Source organism: Klebsiella michiganensis (genome assembly GCF_002925905.1).
Lineage (GTDB): Bacteria > Pseudomonadota > Gammaproteobacteria > Enterobacterales > Enterobacteriaceae > Klebsiella > Klebsiella michiganensis.
Genome location: NZ_PRDB01000020.1, coordinates 47,937 through 71,061 on the forward strand (window position 1 = coordinate 47,937; position 23,125 = coordinate 71,061).

Genomic DNA, 23,125 nt, shown 5'->3' on the forward strand with positions numbered 1-23,125 from the left:
CTAAAGGCACTATCACTCGCCGCGATAGACGCAGCCCGCGGTGCAGGTTTCTTTGATCATCACCGCGCTCAGCAGCGGTACCCGCGGTTTCATCTGCTCCCAGATCCATTTTGCCAGCACTTCGCTGGTCGGATTGGACAGCCCGGGAATATCGTTTAGGTAGTAATGGTCGAGGCGATCGTAGATGGGTTTAAACGCGGCCTTCAGCTCGGCAAAATCCATGATCCACCCGGTATGGGGATCGACTTCACCGGTAATCTCCAGGCGCACCATAAAAGAGTGGCCGTGCAGGCGACCGCACTTATGACCTTCCGGCACGTGCGGCAGGTGGTGAGCGGCTTCAAAGGTGAAATCTTTAAACAGCGTGGTGGACATCTTTTCTTCTCAATATGGCAAAAAACCGCCGTAGGGTACCGGAAAGCACATTTTTTCGCATTAACTAAAACGGCCCTGAGCGGAAAATAGCCACATTCATCCAGCCTGTTCAAATTAATTGCCTATATTTCATGGGCTTATTTAATCGATTTTGTTGTTAATAACTATAACTAAAACAGGTTAGTCCATTTGGTTATTTGTTATTTCCATCCTTTATTTAGTTGTTACTATTTGCACCGTTAACCTACTCACTCGTCATACTTCGAGCCGCATGTGCGTTGGCAATAACTCGGCCCAGCCTTGGGCTTTGCCCTGATGGGCGCTGTGTCGCTGCCTGCAACTCGAATTATTTAGAGTAAATACATTATCTTCTGTTTATCACGCTGACAGGGCGTGAATCACAGCTTTGCTTACTGGAACATAACAACGCATGACGACACAGGCCCCACCTTCCAATTTGCTACCGCTGAGTCCGGAGCAAATGGCGCGCCTTCAGGCGGCCACGACTGACTTCACGCCCACCCAGCTGGCCTGGGTTTCCGGCTATTTTTGGGGGGTGCTGAACCAGCAGCCCGGCGCGGCGGTTGTTGCGCCAGCCCAGGCGGCTGAAGTACCGTCCATTACCCTGATTTCGGCATCGCAAACCGGCAACGCCCGCCGCGTCGCTGAAGCGCTGCGCGACGATCTGCAGGCCGCGCAGCTGAACGTGAAGCTGGTCAACGCAGGCGACTATAAATTCAAACAAATTGCCTCCGAAAAGCTGCTGGTCGTGGTGACGTCAACGCAGGGGGAAGGTGAGCCGCCGGAAGAAGCCGTCGCGCTGCATAAATTCCTGTTTTCGAAGAAAGCGCCGAAGCTGACCGATACCGCATTTGCCGTGTTTGGCCTCGGCGATACCTCCTATGAATTCTTCTGCCAGTCCGGCAAAGATTTTGATAATAAGCTGGCCGAACTGGGCGGCGAACGCCTGCTCGACCGGGTTGATGCTGATGTAGAGTATCAGGCCGCCGCCGCCGAATGGCGCGCTCGGGTGGTTGAGGCGCTGAAAGCGCGCGCCCCTGCCGCCGTCCCGTCTCAGCTGATTGCCAGCGGATCGGTGAACGAGATCCACACCAGCCCCTATACCAAAGAAGCGCCGCTGACCGCGACGCTGGCGGTGAATCAAAAAATTACCGGTCGCGATTCTGAAAAAGATGTGCGCCATATTGAAATCGACCTCGGCGACTCCGGCCTGCGCTATCAGCCGGGCGATGCGCTGGGCGTCTGGTACCAGAACGATCCGGCTCTGGTGAAAGAGCTGGTAGAGCTGCTGTGGCTGACGGGCGAGGAGCCGGTCACGGTTGACGGCAAAACGCTGCCGCTCGCCGAAGCGCTGGAGTGGCACTTTGAGCTGACGGTCAACACCGGTAACATCGTGGAAAATTATGCCACCTTAACCCGCAGCGAATCCCTGCTGCCGCTGGTGGGCGATAAGGCACAGCTCCAGCATTACGCCGCGACCACGCCGATTGTCGATATGGTGCGTTTCTCCCCGGCGCAGCTGGATGCACAGGCGCTGGTCGACCTGCTGCGCCCGCTGACCCCGCGACTGTACTCGATCGCTTCTTCGCAGGCGGAAGTGGAAAGCGAAGTCCACGTCACCGTTGGCGTGGTGCGTTATGACATCGAAGGCCGCGCCCGGGCCGGCGGCGCTTCCAGCTTCCTGGCTGACCGCGTCGAAGAAGATGGCGAAGTGCGCATCTTCATCGAGCATAACGATAACTTCCGTCTGCCTGCCAACCCGCAGACGCCGGTGATCATGATTGGCCCCGGCACCGGCATCGCGCCGTTCCGCGCTTTTATGCAGCAGCGCGCGGCGGAAGGCGCGGAAGGGAAGAACTGGCTGTTCTTCGGCAACCCGCACTTTACCGAAGATTTCCTTTATCAGGTGGAGTGGCAAAGCTACGTCAAAGAAGGCGTGCTGAGCCGCATCGACCTGGCCTGGTCCCGCGATCAACAACAAAAAGTCTACGTTCAGGACAAGCTGCGCGAGCAGGGGGCCGAACTGTGGCGCTGGATTAACGACGGCGCCCATATTTATGTCTGCGGCGATGCCAATCGTATGGCAAAAGACGTTGAGCAGACGTTGCTGGAAGTGATTGCCGAATACGGCGCGATGGACGCCGAAGCGGCGGACGAATTTTTAAGTGAGCTGCGCGTTGAGCGCCGTTATCAGCGAGATGTCTACTAATGAGCGAAAAACATCCAGGCCCGCTGGTGGTCGAAGGTAAACTGACTGACGCCGAGCGCATGAAGCTCGAAAGCAACTACCTGCGCGGCACCATTGCGGAAGATTTGAACGACGGCCTGACCGGCGGTTTTAAAGGCGATAACTTTCTGCTGATCCGTTTTCACGGTATGTACCAGCAGGATGACCGCGATATCCGCGCCGAGCGCGCGGCGCAGAAGCTGGAGCCGCGTCACGCAATGCTGCTGCGCTGCCGCCTGCCGGGCGGGGTGATCACCACCAAACAGTGGCAGGCGATCGATAAATTCGCCGCCGATAACACCATCTACGGCAGTATCCGTCTGACCAACCGTCAGACCTTCCAGTTCCACGGCATTCTGAAGAAGAACGTCAAGCCGGTGCACCAGATGCTGCATTCGGTCGGGCTGGACGCGTTGGCCACCGCCAACGATATGAACCGTAACGTGCTGTGTACCTCTAACCCGTACGAGTCCCAGCTGCATACTGAAGCCTACGAATGGGCGAAGAAGATCTCCGAGCACCTGCTGCCGCGCACGCGCGCCTACGCCGAGATCTGGCTGGATCAGAAGAAAGTCGCCACCACCGATGAAGAGCCGATCCTCGGTCAGACCTATCTGCCGCGTAAGTTCAAAACGACCGTAGTGATCCCGCCGCAGAACGATATCGATCTGCACGCGAACGATATGAACTTCGTGGCCATCGCTGAAAACGGCAAGCTGGTCGGTTTCAACCTGCTGGTCGGCGGCGGTTTATCGATTGAGCACGGCAATAAGAAAACCTACGCCCGTACGGCGAGCGAGTTTGGCTATCTGCCGCTGGAGCACACTCTGGCGGTGGCGGAAGCGGTGGTCACGACCCAGCGCGACTGGGGTAACCGTACCGATCGTAAAAATGCGAAAACCAAATACACCCTCGAACGCGTTGGCGTTGAGACCTTTAAGGCGGAAGTGGAACGTCGGGCGGGCATCAAGTTTGAGCCGATCCGTCCGTACGAATTCACCGGCCGCGGCGATCGTATCGGCTGGGTGAAGGGTATCGACAATAACTGGCATCTGACGCTGTTTATTGAAAATGGTCGTATCCTTGATTATCCGGGTCGTCCGCTGAAAACCGGCCTGCTGAAGATTGCGAAGATCCACAAAGGCGAATTCCGCATTACGGCGAACCAGAACCTGATTATTGCCAGCGTACCGGAAGATCAGAAGGCGAAGATCGAGAAGCTGGCCCGCGATCACGGCCTGATGAACGCCGTCACGCCGCAGCGCGAAAACTCTATGGCCTGCGTGTCGTTCCCGACCTGCCCGCTGGCGATGGCGGAAGCCGAGCGTTTCCTCCCGTCGTTTATCGATAAAGTCGAGGCGGTGATGAGCAAACATGGCGTTGGCGACGAGCATATCGTTACCCGCGTTACCGGCTGCCCGAACGGCTGCGGCCGCGCGATGCTGGCGGAAGTGGGGCTGGTCGGTAAAGCGCCGGGCCGCTATAACCTGCACCTTGGCGGCAACCGCAGCGGGACGCGTATTCCGCGTATGTATCGGGAAAATATTACCGAGTCGGAAATTCTCGATTCGATCGACGAACTGGTAGGGCGCTGGGCGAAAGAGCGTGAAGCGGGTGAAGGCTTCGGCGACTTTACGGTGCGTGCGGGCATCATTCGCCCGGTGCTCGACCCAGCCCGTGATTTCTGGGAATAACATCCAGGTGCCCGGTGGCGAGCAGCGATCCGGGCCTGTGGGTTTTGTAGGCCGGGCAAATGCAGTACCGCCCGGCGAAACAGGCAAGCGAGGTTCTTATGTCCGTACTCGATCTAAACGCGCTGAACGCATTACCGAAGGTCGATCGTGTTTTGCAGCTGGCGGAAACCAATAGCCAACTGGAAAAGCTGAGCGCGGAAGCGCGCGTCGCGTGGGCGCTGGAAAACCTGCCGGGCGAATATGTGCTCTCTTCGAGCTTTGGTATTCAGGCGGCGGTGAGCCTGCATCTGGTCAATCAGGTGCGCCCGGATATTCCGGTCATTCTGACCGATACCGGCTATCTGTTCCCGGAAACCTACCAGTTTATCGACGAGTTAACGGACAAACTCAATCTGAACCTGAAGATCTATCGGGCGAAGGAGAGCGCCGCCTGGCAGGAGGCGCGCTACGGTAAGCTGTGGGAGCAGGGCGTTGAGGGTATTGAAAAGTACAATGATATTAACAAGGTCGAGCCGATGAACCGGGCGCTGGAAGAGCTGAATGCGCAAACCTGGTTTGCGGGCCTGCGCCGCGAGCAGTCCGGCAGCCGCGCCCACCTGCCGGTGCTGGCGATCCAGCGCGGCGTGTTTAAGGTGCTGCCGATCATCGACTGGGATAATCGTACCGTCTATCAGTATCTGCAAAAGCACGGCCTGAAGTATCACCCGCTGTGGGATCAGGGCTATTTGTCGGTGGGGGATACCCACACCACCCGGAAATGGGAGCCGGGGATGGCGGAGGAAGAAACGCGCTTCTTTGGCCTGAAAAGAGAGTGCGGGCTGCACGAAGGCTAATGTAGCCCTGTGGGATTTCCACAACATCCGGCTAAAACAGCAGAACCCTTTTTTGACCTGGTAAGCCATATTGGCGACGATTTTACAGTAAAAAGGGTATCTGCTATCTAATTCTTCCGGCTTCAGCACACTGTTGTCATGGTGAAGCCTGGCGCTATGGTTATCTACCAGAATATAACCGCTGACTTGTCGCCGGGCCTCGTCCTTGTCTGCGTGGAAGGCTGAAAGATGGGCTGCCGGGATTTGCCTCGATTTTCAGCCTCCCGGCGTCATGGATTTTTCTGCAACTACAAATCTGCTTTGACAAAATCTCCATCGATCATGAACTATTATTCCTGGTCTTTTAAACTATACCCATTAAGAATATAAGTGATTTATGTTTAATTACGATATTATCTCATAATTATCCGTTGTGATTGAGGTTCTCATTTGTACCTGGCTTGACACAGGCCACAAATTGTATTTATATTTTTGAGTCAGGGCGAATGCAGAAAGAATATATTTCGGATTTTCTCTCATCATTCGAATACCACAATATTTTCTGAACGCCTCGATTTCCCCGTTTTTACTGGCTGTTGCTGGGGAGTTTTTTCTTAAATAAAGCGCAAGGTAGCGTCATGTCATTAGAAAAGGAAATAGTACCTAAAGGTGATTATCATTCTTCCCTGGAAGTTATAATCGAAAATAGTTACGCCACAAGTACCGGTAAGCTCGTTGTCTACCTCGAAGGCGGTCATTTCAATCGGCAATTTGGCGCAGACGAGTTTGCGCTTAACACGCTATCTGATGCCGTTGCTTTCGGAAAAAAACTTATCAGTAAATATCAAAAAAATATCAAACTCGTTTACGGTATTCTGGTAGACGATCTCGGGATTGCCTGTTCTGAAGATAGCTGTACTCTCCCTCAACTCGAAAAGATATCAGAACCGCAAACGGCTGGAGAACTTCCTGAGGAAATTGAATTTTTTATCCAAAAAAATACTCTCATCAAACGCGATAAATTAATGGTTTTTTCCGAGCGAACCAGTAAAAATCGGTCCATCGAAAGTATAAAAAAGAAACTCAAGGACAATACGGAAGGATTATTGATTACTGAAAATGTATCTCATACTGAAATAAAGTTATCAGTCCCTGATGTCATTCCTTTTGTCTTAGCAAGAAAAAATGGTGACGTTTTTACTGCTAAATGTCCAGCTATCATTTTCCAACACTATAAAGATATACTTTTCAAACTGAAACAGCGATTTACAGAAGCCCGTGACTTTGTGATCATCGACTGGTCTGATTTTTCAGATCACAATAAGGTGGTACAAGGCCGCACCGCATTAACTGTTATGCAAAAACCGCAAAATCATAATCTCACCATCGCTAATATATTTTTTGGCGATGATGAAGGCCACATCGCTAAAATGGAATACAGTGCCGTATCGTCTATAAAAGCAGACCCTATGGTTGTCTAACAGGAAGTGGATATAAACATGATTTATCTGGATAATAACGCAACAACCAACATGGCTCCTGAAGTCCGCGCTACTGTTATACACTGCTTTGACGAATACTTCGCCAATGCATCTTCTGTCAGTCATTATGAAGGGATCAGAGCGCAAAATTATTTAGAAGAGTGCAGGGCCATTGTGGCACAAATGATTGGGGCTAATGCGGAATTTATCACTTTCAATTCTGGTGCTTCTGAAGCAAATAACACGGTTATTCGAGCGGTGTCTGATTACTTCTTACACACCGGCAAGGTTCATATCATTACCAGTTCGATCGAGCACGAATGCCTGCTAAAAGTTTGTGAGTATGTCAGGCGACACGGTGTCGACATTACTTTTCTGCCTGTCGATCGTCTGGGACGCGTCTCCATTGAGGCTCTAAAAGAGGCTATCCGTCCAGAAACTCGACTAATTTCTGTCATGGCAGCGAATAATGAAACTGGTGTTCTACAGCCTCTGGATCAAATTGGAATTATAGCGCGCCAGCACGGTATATTATTCCATAGCGACGCCGCCCAGCTCGTGGGGAAACTCCCCTTCTCGGTGACACAGTCCAGCCCTGATTTTGTCAGTTTTTCAGCTCATAAATTCTATGGCCCCAAAGGCGTCGGCGCACTCTACAGCTCACGGCCTGACATCCTTCGGCACTCGCCACTCATTCATGGAGGAGGTCAGGAGTCAGGCATCCGTAGCGGCACAGTGAATCTTCCGGCTATTGCTGGAATGGCAAAGGCTGCTGAGCTGTTTATCTCCTCATATCCGCAGCGCATTGCGTTTCAAAAAGAGATGAAGAGTTATTTTATCGATCTCCTCGAATCAATAATGCCGGACGTTGTGATAAATGGCTGTAGGACGCAAAGCCTGCCTAATACCGTGAACTTCTCTTTGCCTGGCATTAAGTCCAGTATGCTTCTGAAAAAACTCAAAATGAAAGTTGCGCTCAGTAGTGCCTCAGCCTGTCATTCAACGGAACAAAAACCCAGCCATGTTTTAAGCGCTATGGGGCTGGATGATGCCTTGCTTCAAGGGGCAATTCGCATGAGCTTTAGCCATATGACGGAGCGTGAAGAACTTAAAACAGCAGTGGAGTTGCTTGCCGGTACAGCACAGCGCCTGGGGGGGATTAAATGAAGCCCAGAGTGCCAAAACGCTGGGTTGCCGAGCTATTGCTGGCCGTTGTCGCGGCGGGTTGGGGGATTGGTTTTCCGGTTATGAAAATGGTGGTCAATACCTATCCGGTAATGATGGTGTTAGGGCTACGCTTTCTGCTTTCGGCCTTCTTTTTGCTGCCGTTCAGCTTGAGAGGATTGGGAACATTATCGCGACAAACATTGCTGTCTGGTCTACTACTGGGTCTGCTATTGGGAACTTCATTTGTGTTCCTTATTTATGGTCTTCAGTTAACAACGGCCTCAAATACCGGTTTTCTTGCGGGGCTCAGCGTCATTTGGGTGTTATTGCTCACGGGACCATTGATGGGGAAACGCCCCTCTTTTGACGCGATATTAGCGACATTGTTTGGTCTTGCGGGTTTATATCTGATGGCCGATATCCAGGGATGGCAGCTCCATCTGGGAGATGGGTTGGTCGTTATTGGATCGTTGTTCACCGCCATACATATTATTGCGCTCGATCGTTTCTGCGCGCGTCATAATAATATGACACTAACGTTTTTACAGATCTCTACGATGGCCGTAATCTTTCTGGGACTACAGCACATCAGCGGAGGTGAGATTCTCCCTCGTAACTGGAGTAGCAAGCTTGTCATCGCGTTAGGGATAACGGCAGTCTTTTCTACTGTCATTGCTTTTTGGGTTCAGGCGCATTTCCAGCGGTATTCAACGCCAACGCGAGCCGTTCTGATTTACAATCTGGAGCCGGTGTTTTCCGCACTATTCGCACTCTGGTTATTGCATGAAACGTTTTCCGCCAATGTTATTTTCGGGGAGGATTGATTCTGATAGGGATGTGCCTTCCGGGTATTCTGAAGGTATTTTCGAAGCGCTCTAACGTAAATCCAACGGATCGGTTACGCGGATTGTAGCGGTGTGTTCAGACGGTGCTTGCGCCGTCCAGGCAACAGGACGGTGCCCAGCCAACGGTACAGGAAAACCCCTTTTCCCCGCAGGTTGACCAGCAAGCTGAATGACTTCTGGCAGTGGAGACGGTGAGAGACATACCGCCTGCTGATTGAGCGAGGATTGTTAAAAAAGCACTCCCGGAGAAGTGCTAGCGGTATTAAAAAATGAAAACGCATCATGGCGACAGTCCTTGTTGCCGGATTTTTATCGTTAGTCTATTTTGAGGCGGGTCTCTTCTCCGCCTTCGCCAGCTCTTTCACCAGCGGCAGCATCACTTTCATCACATCGCGTCCGCGATGCTCAATACGCCCCGGCAGCGCTTTATCAATATACTGTAGGTTATCCAGCTGTACGTCATGCCAGCTCGTGCCCTGCGGGAAGCTGCGTGATTTGCTCCGCTGCTGATAACCGTCTTTCTTACCTAATGACCAGTTGGTCGCTTCCACCGACAGTACCGGGATCCCGGCGCTATCAAAAACGCTGGCGTCGTTGCAGCAGCCGGTGCCTTTCGGGAAGTCCCGGTTCATCCCAGGATTGGTGAAGGCCGCGATGCCGTGGCTACGGGCGATAGCCAGCGCCCGGTCGCGGGTGAGCTTGCGCACCGATGCTGGCGTGCTGCGGCCGCTATTAAAGTACAGCTTATCGCCCACGACCAGGTTATCGAGATTAATCACCAGCAGGGTGTTTTTCTTTTCCGCGTCGCTCATGCGCTTAAGCAGATTCTGCGCACCCAGCCGGCCTTCTTCTTCACCGCTGGTGGCGACGAAGCGAATACCGTAACGGGTAGGAACGTTCTTTAACTGTTCAGCAAGTTCCAGCATGACGCCGAGACCCATCGCGTTGTCGTCTATCCCCTGCAGGGTCAGGCCGCCGAGGTTGTTTTCAACATCTTTATCGCTCTGCGGCGCGTAGGTATCCAGGTGCGCCATGATAATAATCTGCTGGCGAGATTGGCCTTCATGAGCGGCGATCACCGTACTGCCGGTGGCGTTATGCCAGTTTTTACGCTGATTGCTATCGGTATAGACGTAACGGGTATTGAAGCTGCGCACATCGCTCTGGTAGCCCATCTGGGCGAACTGCTGGCGGAGATAATCGGCCGACAGCATCTCGGCCGGCGTGCCGGTCATTCTTCCGGGATAAAAGGTGGCGATATGACGAGCCTGGGCATTGGCAGTTTCGCCCGGGGCGCTGAATGCCGGGGCGGCAGAGAAGACAAAACCTGCGCCCAACGCCAGGGGGAGCAGGCGACGGCACAATGCGGAAAACATAGGGGGTCCTTTAGCACTTAAAACAATTTCACCCGCGTAGTATGAAACTGTGACCGGGGTTAAACAATTTCAATCGCTCTTAAATGGTGGAAAAACCGCGTGTTAAGCACTTTTTGATATTTGCTTTCCCAGGTCGTTATTCTTTTGAGTAACAACTCATTCCATTTCGTAATTTCATTTGCTCTAAACCGCACCCTATAGTCGCTCTATTGCTGATTGTAAGAGAGTTGTTGCGCAGTGAAATACTTGCCGATATTTGCCGAAGTGAAAGACAGACCCGTGCTGGTGATCGGCGGCGGCGAGATAGCCGCGCGTAAGATTACGTTTTTGCTGCGTGCTGAAGCGAAGGTGCAAATTGTCGCCGAAACGTTGATACCGGAACTTGCCGAAAAGGTCGAGCGCGAGGAAATTCAGTGGCGGGCAACCGTATTCGAAGAGCAGCAGCTTGACGACGTATTCCTGGTGATTGCCGCCACGGAAGATGACGAGCTGAACCAACGCGTTTATGTCGCGGCTAACGCGCGCTATCGGCTGGTCAACGTCGTGGATAATCAGGCGCTGTGCTCGTTTGTCTTTCCATCCATTGTCGATCGCTCTCCGCTGCTGGTGGCTATCTCTTCCAGCGGAAAAGCGCCGGTGCTGTCGCGGATTTTGCGCGAAAAAATCGAAGCGCTGCTGCCCACCAACCTGGGGCGGCTGGCTGAAACGGCGAGCTACTGGCGTCACCATATTAAAACCCATCTGAAAACCACCGCCGAACGCCGCCGCTTTTGGGAGCGCGTGTTTACCGGTCGCTTTGCCAGCCTGATGCTGGCGGGCAATAAAGATGAAGCGGAAAAAGCGCTGGAAGATGAACTTCGGCAGCCGGAAAAACGCCCTGGTGAAATTATTCTCGTCGGGGCAGGGCCAGGCGATGCCGGATTGCTGACCCTGCGCGGCCTGCAGGCCCTTCAGCAGGCGGACGTGGTGTTTTACGACAACCTGGTCACCCCGGAAGTACGTGAACTGGTGCGCCGGGACGCGGAGATAATCTGCGTCGGCAAAAGCGCCGCCGGCGTATCTGTACCGCAGCAGGAGATCAACCGCCTGCTGCTGGAAGCGGCGAAAGCGGGCAAAACGGTGATTCGCCTGAAGGGCGGCGACCCGTTTATTTTTGGCCGCGGCGGTGAAGAGCTGCAGGCCGCAGCCGCAGCGGGCATTCCGTTTCAGGTCGTCCCGGGCGTCACGGCGGCGGCGGGCGTAACGGCTTATGCCGGTATTCCGCTGACGCATCGTGATTATGCCCAGAGCGTAACCTTTATTACCGGGCACTTTGGCGCTGAAAATTCGCCGCTCGACTGGGCGCGGCTGGCGCAAAGCGGCCAGACCCTGGCCATTTATATGGGTAGCCTGAAAGCGGCGGAAATCAGCGCTCAGCTGATCGCCAACGGCCGCGGAGGCGATACCCCGGTGGCGGTAATCTCGCGCGGCACTCGCGCCGATCAGCAAACGAAGACCGGCACATTACAACAGCTTGAAAACCTGGCGAAAGACGCCCCGATGCCCGCGCTGCTGGTGGTGGGTGAAGTGGTGCAATTACATCAACAGCTCGCCTGGTTTCAACACACCTCATCCTCAGACGCCTTCAAGGCTTCTGTAGTAAATCTGGCTTAAGGAACGGTTATGGACCAAAAACGACTTACTCACCTGCGGCAACTGGAGGCGGAAAGCATCCATATCATTCGTGAGGTGGCCGCCGAATTCTCTAACCCGGTGATGATGTACTCCATCGGCAAAGACTCCAGCGTGATGCTGCATCTGGCGCGTAAAGCGTTTTATCCAGGCACCCTGCCGTTCCCGCTGCTGCACGTCGATACCGGCTGGAAATTCCGCGAAATGTACGAGTTCCGTGACCGTACCGCTAAAGCCTACGGCTGTGAGCTGCTGGTGCACAAAAACCCGGAAGGGGTGGCGATGGGGATTAACCCGTTCGTGCACGGCAGCGCCAAGCATACCGATATCATGAAAACCGAAGGCCTCAAGCAGGCGCTGAACAAATACGGCTTCGATGCCGCGTTCGGCGGCGCCCGTCGCGATGAAGAGAAATCCCGCGCTAAAGAGCGTATTTACTCCTTCCGCGACCGCTTCCACCGCTGGGATCCGAAAAACCAGCGCCCGGAGCTGTGGCACAACTATAACGGCCAGATTAACAAGGGCGAAAGTATCCGCGTGTTCCCGCTCTCCAACTGGACCGAGCTGGACATCTGGCAGTACATCTATCTGGAAAATATTGAAATTGTTCCGCTGTACCTGGCGGCGGAGCGTCCGGTGCTGGAGCGCGACGGGATGCTGATGATGATCGATGACGATCGCATCAATTTACAGCCCGGCGAGATGATCAAAAAACAGATGGTACGCTTCCGCACCCTCGGCTGCTGGCCGCTGACCGGCGCGGTGGAGTCCAATGCGCAAACGCTGCCGGAGATCATCGAAGAGATGCTGGTCTCGACCACCAGCGAACGACAGGGGCGCGTGATTGACCGCGACCAGGCAGGCTCCATGGAGCTGAAGAAACGTCAGGGTTATTTCTAAGGAGCCGCCATGAATACGACTATTGCACAACAAATTGCCAATGAAGGCGGCGTTGAAGCCTACCTGCATGCCCAGCAGCACAAAAGCCTGCTGCGCTTTTTGACCTGCGGCAGCGTCGACGACGGCAAAAGTACGCTGATTGGCCGCCTGCTGCACGATACCCGTCAGATTTACGAAGATCAGCTCTCTTCGCTGCATAACGACAGCAAACGTCACGGTACCCAGGGCGAAAAACTCGATCTGGCGCTGCTGGTGGACGGTCTGCAGGCCGAGCGTGAGCAGGGCATTACCATCGACGTCGCCTACCGTTACTTCTCTACCGAGAAGCGCAAATTTATTATCGCCGACACCCCGGGACACGAACAGTATACCCGCAACATGGCGACCGGCGCGTCAACCTGCGACCTGGCGATCCTGCTGATCGACGCGCGCAAAGGCGTGCTCGATCAAACCCGTCGTCACAGCTTTATCTCCACGCTGCTGGGGATCAAACACCTGGTGGTGGCGGTGAATAAAATGGACCTCGTCGATTTTAGCGAAGAGACCTTTAACACCATCCGTGAAGCGTATCTGACCTTTGCTGAACAGCTGCCAGGCGATCTCGACATTCGCTTTGTCCCGCTTTCCGCGCTTGAAGGGGACAACGTCGCCAGCCAGAGCGATAAAATGCCGTGGTACAGCGGCCCGACGCTGCTGGAAGTGCTGGAAACCGTTGAGATTCAGCGCGTGGTGGAAAGCCAGCCGCTGCGCTTCCCGGTGCAGTACGTCAACCGCCCGAACCTCGACTTCCGCGGATTCTCCGGTACGGTTGCCGCCGGCCGCGTGAGCGTAGGACAGCGCCTGAAAGTGCTGCCGTCGGGGGTGGAATCCACCGTGGCGCGCATCGTCACCTTTGACGGCGATCTGCCGGAAGCGGCGGCCGGGGAAGCTATCACTCTTGTGCTGAAGGATGAAATTGATATCAGCCGCGGTGACCTGCTGGTGGACGCGACGGTCTCTCTGCCTGCGGTACAAAGCGCCAGCGTTGATGTGGTATGGATGGCGGAGCAGGCCCTAACGCCTGGCCAGAGCTATGACATTAAAATCGCCGGTAAGAAAACCCGCGCCCGCGTGGATGGCGTACGCTACCAGGTTGATATTAACAACCTGACCCAGCGCGAAGTGGAATCGCTGCCGCTCAACGGCATTGGGCTGGTGGATCTGACTTTCGACGAGCCGCTGGTACTCGATAAATACCAGGATAACCCGGTCACCGGGGGCCTGATTTTTATCGATCGTTTGACCAACGTGACCGTTGGCGCAGGGATGGTACGCGAACCGAACGAGCAGGCTCAGGCAGGCGCTTCGCAATACAGCGCGTTTGAGCTTGAGCTGAACCAGCTTATTCGCAAGCACTTCCCGCACTGGGACGCCCGCGACCTGCTGGGAGGCAAGTAATGGCCCGACATGACGAAAACGTCGTCTGGCACGCACATCCTGTCACGCAGGCGCAGCGCGAGCAGCATCATGGCCATCGCGGCGTGGTGCTGTGGTTCACCGGGCTTTCGGGCTCGGGGAAATCCACCGTTGCCGGCGCGCTGGAAGAGGCGCTGCATCGGCTCGGCGTGAGCACCTATTTACTGGATGGCGATAACGTGCGTCACGGCCTGTGCAGCGATCTTGGCTTCAGCGACGACGACCGCAAAGAAAACATTCGCCGGGTGGGTGAAGTGGCGAAGCTGATGGTGGATGCCGGGCTGGTAGTATTGACTGCGTTTATATCACCGCATCGCGCAGAGCGGCAGATGGTGCGCGAACGTTTGGGCGAAGGGCGCTTTATTGAAGTCTTTGTCGATACGCCGCTGGCGATCTGCGAAGCGCGGGATCCGAAAGGGCTGTACAAGAAGGCACGGGCCGGGGAGCTGCGCAACTTTACCGGAATTGATTCAGTGTATGAATCCCCGGAGCGCGCCGAAATTCACCTCGACGGTGAACAATTGGTAACAAATTTGGTGCACCAATTATTAGACCTGCTACGACAGAGCGATATTATCAGATCCTGAAACGGCAGCGGCATCATCACAGGATGCCGATCGCCAGGTCAACAGGATTCGATATGCGCAATACCCAGAACATCAGTATTATTCGTTCAGAACCGCCGCCGGCAGTCAGCGACGAGACCACCTGGTCTCTGTCGGGCGCTGCCGTTGGCTTTATTTCATGGCTGCTGGCGCTGGGTATTCCCTTCCTGATCTATGGCAGTAACACGCTATTTGTCCTCCTCTACACCTGGCCGTTCTTCCTGGCATTAATGCCGGTTGCCGTCGTGGTTGGCATCGCGCTGCATTCGCTGATGGACGGCAAACTTCAGTACAGCGTCTGCGCGACGATTTTAACCGTCGGACTGATGTTCGGTCTGCTGTTCCTCTGGCTACTGGGGTAGTCCTTTCTACGAATGAATCTAGCCTGGGTATCAACGGTAAAAATGTGGTACAGTCCCCGCGTTACGCGGCGTCGTCCGCGCGCCAGAGTAGAGAACTCGGGCGAGTTATGGGATGATGATGCCGTTTTTCAGGGGGCAGGATGGGTAAACTAACGCTGCTGTTATTGGCTTTGCTGGTCTGGCTGCAGTACTCGCTATGGTTCGGCAAAAATGGTCTGCACGACTATAGCCGGGTTAACGACGATGTCTCCGCGCAGCAGGCAACGAACGCTAAATTAAAAGCACGCAACGATCAGCTGTTCGCCGAAATTGACGACCTCAACGGCGGTCAGGAAGCTATCGAAGAGCGCGCGCGCAATGAACTCAGTATGACCCGCCCGGGCGAAACGTTTTATCGTCTGGTGCCGGATGCGTCAAAACGCAACCAGGCCGCGGGGCAACAGCAGAATAATCGATAAACAGGCCCAGGATTACAACATGGCAGCCACTTTTCCGGGCGTTTGCGCCGTGGTGCCGGCAGCCGGTTTTGGCCGCCGCATGCAAACGGAATGCCCTAAACAATATCTCTCAATCGGTAACAAAACGATTCTCGAGCACGCGGTCGCCGCGCTGTTGGCAAACCCCCTTATACAGCGGGTGGTGATTGCCGTCAGCCCGGGCGACGTTCGCTTCAGCCAACTGCCGTTGGCGAACCACTCCCAAGTCACCGTCGTTGATGGCGGCACGGAACGCGCGGACTCCGTTCTCGCTGGCCTGAAGGTTCTTGGCGAAGCCGACTGGGTGCTGGTGCACGATGCCGCGCGCCCCTGCCTGCACCAGGACGATCTCAGCCGCCTGCTTCAGCTATGCCAAACCAGCCGTACGGGCGGCATTCTGGCCGCTCCGGTTCGCGACACGATGAAGCGCGCGGAGCCGGGCAGGGCTGCCATCGCCCATACCGTTGAACGTAACGATTTATGGCACGCGCTGACGCCGCAATTTTTCCCTCGCGAACTGCTTGTTGATTGCCTGACGCGGGCGCTTAATGAAGGGGCGACCATCACCGACGAAGCCTCGGCGCTGGAGTACTGCGGCTTTCATCCTGAACTGGTCGCCGGACGAGCTGATAATATTAAAGTGACGCGCCCGGAAGACCTGGCGCTGGCCGAATTTTACCTTACCCGTTCCCGACACCAGGAGAAGGCTTAATGCGAATTGGACACGGTTTTGACGTACACGCTTTTGGCGGTGAAGGCCCAATCATCATCGGCGGCGTGCGCGTACCCTACGAGAAAGGGCTGCTGGCCCACTCCGACGGCGACGTCGCGCTGCACGCGCTGACCGATGCGCTGCTCGGCGCGGCGGCGCTGGGCGACATCGGCAAGCTGTTCCCGGATACCGACCCGGCCTTTAAGGGCGCCGACAGCCGCGAACTGCTGCGCGAAGCGTGGCGGCGGATTCAGGCGAAAGGCTATACCCTTAGCAACGTTGACGTCACCATTATCGCCCAGGCGCCAAAAATGCTGCCGCATATTCCCCAGATGCGCATCTTTATTGCCGAAGATCTCGGTTGCCATATGGACGATGTTAACGTCAAAGCCACCACCACGGAAAAGCTGGGCTTTACCGGTCGCGGCGAAGGCATTGCCTGTGAAGCGGTGGCGCTGCTGCGTAAGGCGGAGAAATGATCGCTTTTGACGAACTCACTTATCTGCATGGAAAACCGCTGAGCCAGGGGCTGCTAAAAGCCAACCCGGAGGACTTCGTGGTGGTTGAGGATCTCGGCTTTGCGCCTGACGGCGAAGGCGAGCATGTGCTGGTGCGTATTCTGAAAAACGGCTGCAATACACGTTTTGTTGCTGACGCGCTGGCAAAATTCCTTAAAATTCATGCGCGTGAAGTGAGCTTTGCCGGGCAGAAGGACAAACACGCGGTGACTGAACAGTGGCTGTGCGCCCGAGTGCCGGGCAAAGAGATGCCCGACCTGAGCAAATTTCAGCTTGAAGGCTGTCAGGTACTGGAGTACGCGCGCCATAAGCGCAAGCTGCGCCTCGGGGCGCTGAAGGGGAACCAGTTTACGCTGGTGCTGCGCGAAATCAGCAATCGCGACGATGTCGAAACGCGTTTACAGGCGATTGCTGAGCATGGCGTACCCAACTATTTTGGCGCCCAGCGCTTCGGTATCGGCGGCAGTAATCTGCTGGGGGCGCTGCGCTGGGCCGAGAGCGGCGCGCCGGTGCGCGATCGCAATAAACGCAGTTTTTGGTTGTCGGCGGCCCGCAGCGCATTGTTTAATCAACAGGTTGGTATTAGATTAAAAAAACCGGAATTTAATCAGGTTGTTGATGGCGATGCGCTACAATTAGCGGGGCGCGGAAGCTGGTTCGTTGCGGCCTCTGAAGAACTGACGGAACTCCAGGCGCGGGTAGATAACCGCGAGCTGATGATTACCGCTGCGCTTGTGGGCAGCGGCGACTGGGGAAGCCAACGGGATGCGCTGGCCGCCGAGCAGGCGGCAGTGGTCGAAGAGACGCAGCTACAGGCGCTGCTGGTGCGTGAAAAAGTAGAGGCCGCCCGCCGGGCGATGCTGCTTTATCCCCAGCAGATGAGCTGGAACTGGTGGGATGACGTTACCGTTGAACTGCGTTTCTGGCTGCCCGCGGGCAGCTTCGCCACCAGCGTAGTAAGGGAGCTTATCAATACAACGGGTGACTATGCGAATATTGCTGAGTAACGATGATGGGATTCATGCGCCGGGCATTCAGACCCTGGCAAAGGCCTTACGGGAATTCGCTGAGGTTCAGATAGTTGCACCCGATCGTAACCGCAGCGGAGCGTCGAACTCCCTGACGCTGGAATCTTCGCTTCGCACTTTCACTTTTGATAACGGCGATATCGCCGTACAGATGGGCACGCCGACGGACTGTGTTTATCTCGGGGTCAACGCCCTGATGCGGCCGCGTCCGGATATCGTGGTTTCCGGCATTAACGCCGGACCCAACCTCGGTGACGACGTCATCTATTCCGGCACCGTTGCCGCCGCGATGGAAGGCCGTCATCTGGGCTTTCCGGCGCTGGCCGTCTCGCTAAACGGCTATCAGCATTACGATACCGCCGCTGCGGTCACCTGCTCTATTCTGCGCGCTTTAAGCCGCGAGCCGCTGCGCACCGGGCGCATTCTCAATATCAACGTGCCGGATCTGCCTCTTGAGCAGATCAAAGGTATCCGCGTGACCCGCTGCGGCAGTCGTCATCCTTCCGACCAGGTGATCCCGCAAAAAGATCCGCGCGGCAATACGCTGTACTGGATCGGACCGCCGGGCGAAAAGTACGACGCCGGGCCGGATACCGACTTTGCCGCCGTGGATGAAGGCTATGTGTCGGTCACGCCGCTACACGTCGATTTAACCGCCCACGGCGCGCATGAGGTGGTTAGCGGCTGGCTGGATCGCGTTGGAGTTGATACGCAATGGTAAGTAAACGTGTTGAAAGTCTTCTCAATCAGCTCCGCACGCAGGGCATTATTGACGAGCGCGTGCTGAACGCGATCGCCATGGTGCCGCGAGAAAAGTTTGTTGATGAAGCCTTTGAACATAAGGCGTGGGAAAACACGGCGCTGCCGATTGGTCAGGGGCAAACCATCTCGCAACCCTACATGGTGGCGCGGATGACCGAGCTTCTGACGCTAACGCCGGAGTCCCGGGTGCTGGAAATCGGCACCGGCTCTGGCTATCAGACGGCGATTCTGGCGCATCTGGTGCATCACGTTTGCTCGGTTGAGCGAATTAAGAGTTTGCAGTGGCACGCGCGCCGTCGTCTTAAACAACTTGATTTACATAATGTTTCAACCCGTCACGGCGATGGATGGCAGGGTTGGCAGGCGCGTGCGCCGTTCGACGCGATTATCGTTACCGCCGCGCCGCCGGAAATTCCGGCCGCGCTGCTGGCGCAGCTGGACGATGGCGGCATACTGGTGCTGCCGGTTGGCGAAGAGCATCAGTTCCTGAAGCGGATCCGTCGGCGCGGCAACGAGTTTGTCATTGATACTGTCGAAGCCGTGCGCTTTGTTCCCCTCGTGAAGGGGGAGTTAGCCTGAACCCGGATTATTCCAGGTTTTTTTGCCTGCATTTAGGCATAGGGTGGACACATTTTTCGTGTCCTGGCCGGGCGCCGTCCGGTGAGCAAGATATTGGTAGTTAACATATTCCTGGGGGATAAATGAGCGCGGGAAGCCCAAATTTTACCTTAAGCCGCATTGCGGCTTTATCACTGGTGTCACTGTGGCTGGCAGGCTGCAGCAGCTCCAACAATCCGCCTGCGCCGGTCAGCTCGGCTGGCGGGACTTCGTCTTCCAGCACGAATTCCGGAATGCTGATCACGCCTCCATCCAATAACGTTCCGCAGGCGCGCCCGGTACAAACGCAGCCGGTGCAGACGCAGCCCGCTCAGGTTCAGCCGATGGCTCAGGAGCCGGTACAAACGGTGAACGGCAAAATTGTCTACAACCGTAAGTATGGGGATATTCCGAAAGGTAGCTATACCGGCGGCAGTACCTATACTGTTAAACGCGGCGACACGCTATTCTATATTGCGTGGGTCACCGGGAACGACTTCCGCGACCTGGCGCAGCGTAATAATATCCCGGCGCCGTACGGTCTGAACGTGGGTCAGACGCTGCAGGTTGGTAACGCGTCCGGTCAGCCAATCACCGGAGATAACCCTGTCGCCCAGGCCAGCGTGAAGGCCAGCAGCGGCGGGATGTTAACCGCAAATTCTGCACAAAAATCCACCGCGGTGGTTGCGTCCCAACCAACTATTACGTATCCTGAATCTTCAGGTGAACAGAGTGCTAATAAGATGTTGCCGAATAACAAGCCTGCGACGACGACAACAACCGTCGCGCCTGTTACGGCCCCGGCTGTCAGCACAACCCAATCGACTGCAAGCAGTACGTCAACCAGTTCGCCGATCTCTTCATGGCGCTGGCCGACTGATGGCAAGGTTATCGAGAACTTTAGTGGTGCCGAAGGTGGCAATAAAGGTATTGATATTGCAGGCAGTAAAGGACAGGCTATTGTCGCGACCGCAGATGGGCGCGTCGTCTATGCCGGTAACGCACTGCGCGGTTACGGTAATCTTATTATCATCAAACACAACGATGATTACCTGAGCGCCTACGCACATAACGATACGATGCTGGTAAAAGAGCAACAAGATATCAAGGCGGGGCAGAAAATCGCTACCATGGGTAGCACAGGTACAAGTTCTACACGTTTGCATTTTGAAATTCGTTACAAGGGGAAATCCGTCAACCCGCTGCAGTATTTACCGCAGCGATAATTTGGCAAAGTACGGATAAGCTCAGTATCGCTAAAAGAGGCGCCAGGGCGGCCAGAATGCCTGCTTTACCGGGGCAGAAAAGGTTCTCGTCCGGGCGTCTTTTAAGTGATGTTTAGCGGAAGGTGCTTTGCTCAGGGATCACGGGTAGGAGCCATCTTTATGAGTCAGAATACGCTGAAAGTTCATGATTTAAATGAAGACGCGGAATTTGATGAGAACGGAGTCGAGGTTTTTGATGAGAAAGCCTTAGTTGAAGAGGAACCCAGTGATAGCGATCTGGCTGAGGAAGAGCTTCTTTCGCAGGGAGCAACCCAACGGGTGCTCGATGCGACGCAGCTTTATCTTGGAGAGATTGGTTATTCCCCACTGCTGACGGCCGAAGAAGAGGTTTATTTTGCGCGTCGCGCGCTGCGTGGTGACGTTGCGTCACGCCGCCGGATGATCGAAAGTAACCTGCGTCTGGTCGTCAAGATAGCCCGCCGTTACGGCAATCGCGGTCTGGCTCTGCTGGATCTGATTGAAGAAGGTAACCTGGGGCTGATTCGCGCAGTTGAGAAGTTTGACCCGGAACGTGGGTTCCGTTTTTCGACTTACGCGACCTGGTGGATTCGCCAAACGATTGAACGGGCGATCATGAACCAAACCCGTACCATTCGTTTACCTATCCATATCGTCAAAGAGCTGAACGTTTATCTGCGTACCGCACGCGAGTTGTCCCATAAGCTGGACCACGAGCCAAGCGCGGAAGAGATAGCCGAACAGCTGGATAAGCCAGTTGATGACGTGAGCCGGATGCTGCGTCTGAACGAGCGCATTACCTCGGTGGATACACCGCTGGGCGGCGACTCGGAAAAAGCGCTGCTGGATATTCTGGCCGATGAAAAAGACAACGGCCCGGAAGACACCACGCAGGACGATGACATGAAACAAAGCATCGTCAAATGGCTGTTCGAACTGAACGCCAAGCAGCGTGAAGTGCTGGCTCGTCGCTTTGGTCTGCTCGGCTATGAAGCCGCGACGCTTGAGGATGTGGGCCGCGAAATTGGCCTGACCCGCGAACGCGTGCGTCAGATCCAGGTAGAAGGTCTTCGCCGTCTGCGGGAGATCCTGCAAAGTCAGGGGCTGAACATCGAAGCGCTGTTCCGCGAGTAAGACACCTTTCTTAAAAAAGGCTCAATCCTTTGATTGGGCCTTTTTCTTTTTTGGGCCTCCGTCGCTTACGCGATCGCCGTCTCGTGGAGGTGCCGCCAGATGATTTTCTCTTCCTGCAGACGGAAAAGAACCGTCGACCAGCGCGCGGTTTCCGCTTTGCCTGGGAGAGCGTGTGTTTCCCGGTAGCTCACCGCTGCGCCATCGCGCCATTCGGCAAGTATGGCGGCACTATCGACGACAATCTTTAAGCCCGGACGGCTGGCGCGAGCCCCGTGAAAAAAGGCGCTGACCGCCTGATGATCCATGCGCATACCGTTTATCGGGATCATGGTAAAGTCCGGGCTAAAGCGACGCATCAGCGCGTCGGCGCTCCCGTCCCCCTGATTCAGCCAGTTTTCTATAGCAACGTGGGCCGCAATAACTTCCGCAATATAGCGATTCATTTGTTCTCCATTTTACCGTGCAGGCGCATGATTATCGCCCGGTTATCGAAGGTAAGGCAGCCCAGCAGCGGCGCCAGGGTCAACGCGGCGGCGGCGATAAATACGCCACGCCACGCCTGCGGCGTTGGCCAGTAAAGCAAAAAGGCGCTCAGTAAGGCTGCCAGTAGCGCAGATCCCATCAGGAAACTGAGCTGGCGGTTAAGATTCCACAGCGCGCTGGCGTCCGGCATATCGCCGTTCGCCACATTGAGAAACGCGCTGCTCTGGGCCGTACTGCTGCACAGGCTGCCGCCTGCGCCCATGAATATAAATGCCGCGATTAGCATACTGCTGGCGGTATGGGCATTGACGCCAGCCAGGGTGACGATCCCGACTGCCTGGAGAAGGCAGCCCACCGCGATAAGCGGGCGAGGGCCGAGACGATTGAAATAGCGGCCGGTCGTCGCGATCGCCACAAACGAGGCCAGCGACCACGGAAGCATCAGGGCGCCGATGGCGGAGGGCGACATCCCCGTCACGCTTTGTAAATAAAACATCCCGACGACATTGATGCCAATAAAAGTCCCCGGCACGCAGAGATAGACCAGCATTGAAAAGCGCAGCAGCGGATCGCGCAGTAGCGAGAGACGCAGGAGTTCCCCCGGCCGCGCGACGCGTCTCTCATCCTTAATCCACAGCGCTGCCAGTCCGAACGTCAGCAGCGCGATCGGCAGGCTGGCAAAGAAAACCCAGCGCCAGCTGAGCGATTGCACCAGCACCCCGCCGATCGCCGGCGAGCACGCCGGCGCCAGCAGCCCGACCAGCATCACCGCGGCGGAAAGTTTCGCCCGCTCGTGAGGCCTGAACTGTTGCCAGGTTAGCGACTGGCCTAGCGGAATCAATAGTCCGCCGCCCATCCCCTGCAGGGCGCGCCACATGACAAGGCTGGTCAACGAGTCGGCCATTCCTGCGGCCAGAGCCCCAAAGCTAAATATGCTGAGCGAAAGCAGGAATACCCGCCGGGTACCAAACTGCTGGCTGAGCCAGGGGCTAAATGGCAGTACCAGCGTGAGCCCGGCAATATAGCCATTGCTGACCCACGCCAGTTCGCCCACCGACGCGTGCAGCGTCCGGCCCATCGCCGGAAAGGCGACGCTGGCGATGAACATATTGATTAAGTCGAGAAAGAAACCCAGCAGAAAAACGGTTGCGACCTTGCTGCGATACGTCATTGATTAAAC

At 55.5% G+C, this 23,125-nt stretch carries 23 protein-coding genes; 19 read left to right on the forward strand and 4 right to left on the reverse strand.

What is annotated here, in order from left to right; genetic code table 11:
- Positions 1 to 12 precede the first annotated feature (12 nt).
- A complete protein-coding gene (gene queD, locus CDA56_RS26255) occupies positions 13 to 375 on the reverse strand; it encodes a 6-carboxytetrahydropterin synthase QueD (protein WP_004853637.1) in 363 nt (120 codons plus the stop codon).
- 430 nt (positions 376 to 805) lie between these two features.
- Here queD and cysJ point away from each other — a divergent pair, with 430 nt between their 5' ends.
- From cysJ to CDA56_RS26300, 6 genes are all read left to right on the forward strand, one after another.
- Positions 806 to 2,605 carry an NADPH-dependent assimilatory sulfite reductase flavoprotein subunit gene (cysJ, locus tag CDA56_RS26265; RefSeq protein WP_025106432.1) on the forward strand — a complete coding sequence of 600 codons (1,800 nt, stop codon included), beginning with the start codon at positions 806 to 808 and terminating at the stop codon, positions 2,603 to 2,605.
- A complete protein-coding gene (cysI, locus tag CDA56_RS26270; protein ID WP_004853633.1) occupies positions 2,605 to 4,317 on the forward strand; it encodes an assimilatory sulfite reductase (NADPH) hemoprotein subunit in 1,713 nt (570 codons plus the stop codon). Before cysJ ends, cysI begins: the two co-directional genes overlap by 1 nt.
- A 98-nt stretch (positions 4,318 to 4,415) precedes the next feature.
- The gene (gene cysH / locus CDA56_RS26280) at positions 4,416 to 5,150 is read left to right on the forward strand and encodes a phosphoadenosine phosphosulfate reductase (protein ID WP_014226592.1); all 735 of its coding nucleotides are present in this window, start codon (positions 4,416 to 4,418) and stop codon (positions 5,148 to 5,150) included.
- Positions 5,151 to 5,767: 617 nt separating this feature from the next.
- Positions 5,768 to 6,610: a hypothetical protein gene (locus CDA56_RS31380; RefSeq protein ID WP_225623241.1), complete on the forward strand. Its 843-nt coding sequence runs from the start codon at positions 5,768 to 5,770 to the stop codon at positions 6,608 to 6,610.
- Positions 6,611 to 6,628: 18 nt separating this feature from the next.
- A complete protein-coding gene (locus CDA56_RS26295; protein ID WP_025106434.1) occupies positions 6,629 to 7,777 on the forward strand; it encodes a cysteine desulfurase family protein in 1,149 nt (382 codons plus the stop codon).
- Positions 7,774 to 8,601 (forward strand): DMT family transporter, encoded by an 828-nt coding sequence (locus CDA56_RS26300; RefSeq protein WP_242446378.1) that lies wholly within the window; start codon positions 7,774 to 7,776, stop codon positions 8,599 to 8,601. The genes CDA56_RS26295 and CDA56_RS26300 overlap by 4 nt, the downstream gene beginning before the upstream one ends.
- Before the next feature lie 341 nt (positions 8,602 to 8,942).
- Here the strand turns inward: CDA56_RS26300 and CDA56_RS26305 are convergent, their stop codons facing one another.
- Positions 8,943 to 9,998, reverse strand: a complete 1,056-nt coding sequence (locus tag CDA56_RS26305; protein WP_025106436.1) for an aminopeptidase — start codon at positions 9,996 to 9,998, stop codon at positions 8,943 to 8,945.
- Positions 9,999 to 10,244: 246 nt separating this feature from the next.
- Here CDA56_RS26305 and cysG point away from each other — a divergent pair, with 246 nt between their 5' ends.
- The 13 genes from cysG (at position 10,245) to rpoS (ending at position 21,462) form a co-directional block, all read left to right on the forward strand.
- The gene (gene cysG / locus CDA56_RS26310) at positions 10,245 to 11,651 is read left to right on the forward strand and encodes a siroheme synthase CysG (protein ID WP_165795092.1); all 1,407 of its coding nucleotides are present in this window, start codon (positions 10,245 to 10,247) and stop codon (positions 11,649 to 11,651) included.
- Between the two features lie 9 nt (positions 11,652 to 11,660).
- Complete coding sequence (cysD, locus tag CDA56_RS26315; RefSeq protein WP_004104981.1) at positions 11,661 to 12,569, forward strand: sulfate adenylyltransferase subunit CysD; 909 nt, start codon at positions 11,661 to 11,663, stop codon at positions 12,567 to 12,569.
- Positions 12,570 to 12,578: 9 nt separating this feature from the next.
- Complete coding sequence (gene cysN, locus CDA56_RS26320) at positions 12,579 to 14,006, forward strand: sulfate adenylyltransferase subunit CysN (protein WP_103813879.1); 1,428 nt, start codon at positions 12,579 to 12,581, stop codon at positions 14,004 to 14,006.
- Positions 14,006 to 14,611, forward strand: a complete 606-nt coding sequence (cysC, locus tag CDA56_RS26325) for an adenylyl-sulfate kinase (protein ID WP_004853621.1) — start codon at positions 14,006 to 14,008, stop codon at positions 14,609 to 14,611. Before cysN ends, cysC begins: the two co-directional genes overlap by 1 nt.
- A 53-nt stretch (positions 14,612 to 14,664) precedes the next feature.
- The gene (locus CDA56_RS26330; protein ID WP_004124286.1) at positions 14,665 to 14,991 is read left to right on the forward strand and encodes a DUF3561 family protein; all 327 of its coding nucleotides are present in this window, start codon (positions 14,665 to 14,667) and stop codon (positions 14,989 to 14,991) included.
- Positions 14,992 to 15,131: 140 nt separating this feature from the next.
- Positions 15,132 to 15,449 (forward strand): cell division protein FtsB, encoded by a 318-nt coding sequence (ftsB, locus tag CDA56_RS26335; protein ID WP_004104977.1) that lies wholly within the window; start codon positions 15,132 to 15,134, stop codon positions 15,447 to 15,449.
- A gap of 19 nt (positions 15,450 to 15,468) precedes the next feature.
- Complete coding sequence (gene ispD, locus CDA56_RS26340; RefSeq protein ID WP_103813877.1) at positions 15,469 to 16,179, forward strand: 2-C-methyl-D-erythritol 4-phosphate cytidylyltransferase; 711 nt, start codon at positions 15,469 to 15,471, stop codon at positions 16,177 to 16,179.
- Positions 16,179 to 16,658, forward strand: a complete 480-nt coding sequence (ispF, locus tag CDA56_RS26345) for a 2-C-methyl-D-erythritol 2,4-cyclodiphosphate synthase (RefSeq protein ID WP_103813875.1) — start codon at positions 16,179 to 16,181, stop codon at positions 16,656 to 16,658. The genes ispD and ispF overlap by 1 nt, the downstream gene beginning before the upstream one ends.
- On the forward strand, positions 16,655 to 17,704 hold the full coding sequence (gene truD / locus CDA56_RS26350) for a tRNA pseudouridine(13) synthase TruD (RefSeq protein WP_103813873.1): 1,050 nt from the start codon (positions 16,655 to 16,657) through the stop codon (positions 17,702 to 17,704). The genes ispF and truD overlap by 4 nt, the downstream gene beginning before the upstream one ends.
- On the forward strand, positions 17,685 to 18,446 hold the full coding sequence (gene surE, locus CDA56_RS26355) for a 5'/3'-nucleotidase SurE (RefSeq protein WP_004124266.1): 762 nt from the start codon (positions 17,685 to 17,687) through the stop codon (positions 18,444 to 18,446). Before truD ends, surE begins: the two co-directional genes overlap by 20 nt.
- Positions 18,440 to 19,066, forward strand: coding sequence for a protein-L-isoaspartate(D-aspartate) O-methyltransferase (locus CDA56_RS26360; protein WP_049083768.1), 627 nt, complete (start codon positions 18,440 to 18,442; stop codon positions 19,064 to 19,066). Before surE ends, CDA56_RS26360 begins: the two co-directional genes overlap by 7 nt.
- Before the next feature lie 182 nt (positions 19,067 to 19,248).
- Positions 19,249 to 20,310 carry a murein hydrolase activator NlpD gene (gene nlpD / locus CDA56_RS26365; protein ID WP_227632919.1) on the forward strand — a complete coding sequence of 354 codons (1,062 nt, stop codon included), beginning with the start codon at positions 19,249 to 19,251 and terminating at the stop codon, positions 20,308 to 20,310.
- A 159-nt stretch (positions 20,311 to 20,469) separates the two neighbouring features.
- Positions 20,470 to 21,462 carry an RNA polymerase sigma factor RpoS gene (gene rpoS / locus CDA56_RS26370; protein WP_004104962.1) on the forward strand — a complete coding sequence of 331 codons (993 nt, stop codon included), beginning with the start codon at positions 20,470 to 20,472 and terminating at the stop codon, positions 21,460 to 21,462.
- 65 nt (positions 21,463 to 21,527) lie between these two features.
- Here the strand turns inward: rpoS and CDA56_RS26375 are convergent, their stop codons facing one another.
- Complete coding sequence (locus tag CDA56_RS26375; protein WP_032751032.1) at positions 21,528 to 21,905, reverse strand: DUF4440 domain-containing protein; 378 nt, start codon at positions 21,903 to 21,905, stop codon at positions 21,528 to 21,530.
- Positions 21,902 to 23,116, reverse strand: coding sequence for an MFS transporter (locus tag CDA56_RS26380; RefSeq protein ID WP_064358554.1), 1,215 nt, complete (start codon positions 23,114 to 23,116; stop codon positions 21,902 to 21,904). Before CDA56_RS26380 ends, CDA56_RS26375 begins: the two co-directional genes overlap by 4 nt.
- Positions 23,117 to 23,125 lie beyond the last annotated feature (9 nt).